General features: G+C 72.6%; 2 protein-coding genes. One reads left to right on the top strand and one right to left on the bottom strand.

The genetic code is table 11. The features are described from left to right. A partial coding sequence (locus AB8Z36_RS38845; protein WP_369218073.1) for a LysR family transcriptional regulator occupies positions 1–380 on the bottom strand: 380 nt, incomplete at its 3' end. A 479-nt stretch (positions 381–859) separates the two neighbouring features. Here AB8Z36_RS38845 and AB8Z36_RS38840 point away from each other — a divergent pair. Then, a partial coding sequence (locus AB8Z36_RS38840) for an acyl-CoA synthetase (protein WP_369218072.1) occupies positions 860–2,293 on the top strand: 1,434 nt, incomplete at its 3' end.

The raw sequence follows: 2,293 nt of genomic DNA, 5'->3' as shown, positions 1-2,293 counted from the left end.
GCCTTCCCCAGCGCCAACGCCACCCTCATCCCGGAGGCGAGCCTGGCCAGGGCCTCCGGGATGAGGGTGGCGTTGGCGCTGGGGAAGGCACAGACCCGCACCCGGCCCGAGCGCAGCCGCGTGATCGCGTTCATCTGCTGCTGGGCCGCGGAGATGTCGTCCAGGATGATCCCGGCGTGCCGGGAGAGCGCCTCGCCCGCCTCCGTCAGCCGCATACGGCGCCCCACACGTGTGAACAGCGCGGTGCCGACGGACCGTTCGAGGGCCTTCATCTGCTGGGTGATCGCGGGCTGCGTGTAGCCGAGGGAACGAGCGGCCGCCGAGTACGACCCGGCCTTGACCACTTCATGGAACGTCTTGATGTGCCGTGAATCGAACACCGCTGAATCATAAGCAGATGTTGGGATGACCGAACCGACCGGGCGCCCGGCCCCGGCGACCCATCGGCGACCCGTCGGCGCCCCAGCCATCCGAACCCCGAACTCCGTACATACAAACACCTGAGCAGTTGTTCCCTTGAACAGGTGATCGTTGCGCCAGGAATTGCGCGGGGCTCCCGTGATTGACGATGCTTACGGTGCGCGAGCGACGGGCTGCAGACCGTGAGCGCGTACTCGTACTGATCCTGAAAGTCCCACAAGGAGAAGCACCACCATGAACCTCATCACTGACGTCGTCGCCGGTCTCGCCCACTTCCTCGGCTGGCTGGTCTGACGTCACCCGGAGCGATCGGCGGCGGCGCCGTCTCCCCCCGTCCCAGGGGGAGGCGGCGCCGCCGTGTTCGTGGGGCACGCCACCCGGGGCAGAGATGAAGTGGTGGACTGGAGCGACACGAGTACAACCACAAGGAGTACGAGACGTGGATCCGCTTTTCCCCGCCCTGGCGGCCCCGCACACGGCGCCCCCCGGCGATGCCCTGCGGTTCGGCGACCGCTCGCTGAGCCACTCCGAACTGGCCCTGACGGCCGCCGCCCTGGCCGAACGGCTCCGGGGCGCGGGCCGGGTCGCCGTCTGGGCCACCCCGTCCCTGGAGACCGCGGTCGGCGTCGTGGCGTCGCTCCTGTCCGGCGTCCCCGCCGTGCCGCTCAACCCCAGGTCGGGCGGCGGCGAGCTGACGCACATCGTGACAGACAGCGCCCCCTCCCTCGTCCTCGCGGAGCCGGGCGCGGAACTGCCGCCCGCACTGGCGGAGTTGCCCCGCGTCGACGTGGACGTCACCGCCCGGCACCCGGCCCCGGCCGTCGAACCGGCCGACCCCGAGGCCCCCGCCCTGATCGTCTACACCTCGGGCACGACGGGCCCGCCCAAGGGCGCCGTCCTGCCCCGGCGCGCGATCGCCGCGACGCTGGACGCCCTGGAGGACGCCTGGCAGTGGAGCGGCGACGACATCCTGGTGCACGCGCTGCCGCTGTTCCACGTGCACGGCCTCATCCTCGGCACCCTGGGCCCGCTGCGGCGGGGCGGTGCGGTGCGCCACCTCGGCCGCTTCAGCACCGAGGGCGTGGCGCGCGAGCTGGACTCGGGGGCGACCATGCTGTTCGGGGTGCCGACGATGTACCACCGGATCGCCGAGGCGCTGCCGGACGAGCCGCGCCTGGTCAAGGCGCTCGGCGGCGCCCGCCTGCTGGTCTCGGGGTCGGCGGCGCTGCCGGTCCACGACCACCAGCGCATCACGTCCGCCACGGGGCGCCGTGTCGTCGAGCGGTACGGCATGACCGAGACGCTGATGATCACCAGCGTCCGCGTGGACGGCGAGCCGCGCGCGGGCGCGGTCGGGGTGCCGCTGCCCGGGGTGGAACTGCGGCTGGTCGACGAGGCGGGCGAACCGCTCCCGGCCGGCGACCCGGAGGCGGTCGGCGAGATCCAGGTGCTCGGGCCGAACCTGTTCACGTCCTACCTCAACCGCCCCGACGCGACGGCGGAGGCGTTCGCACCGGGCGGCTGGTTCCGCACCGGCGACATGGCGCTGCGGGACCCCGACGGTTATGTGCGCATCGTCGGCCGCAAGGCCACCGACCTCATCAAGAGCGGCGGCTACAAGATCGGGGCGGGTGAGATCGAGAACGCGCTCCTGGAGCACGAGGGGGTGCGGGAGGCGGCGGTCACCGGCGAGCCGGACGCGGACCTCGGCGAGCGCGTCGTGGCCTGGGTGGTCCCGTCCGACGCGGCGGCGCCCCCGTCGGCGGCGGAACTCGCGGACCACGTCGCGTCCCGGCTGGCCCCGCACAAGCGCCCGAGGTCGGTGCGGTACCTGGCGGCGCTGCCGCGCAACGACATGGGCAAGGTCATGAAG

The sequence above is a fragment of the Streptomyces flavofungini genome (assembly GCF_041028215.1).
In the GTDB taxonomy this organism is placed as follows: Bacteria; Actinomycetota; Actinomycetes; order Streptomycetales; family Streptomycetaceae; genus Streptomyces; species Streptomyces flavofungini_B.
Note: the sequence above shows the minus strand (reverse complement) of the source record. Positions and strands in the feature narration are given on the sequence as shown.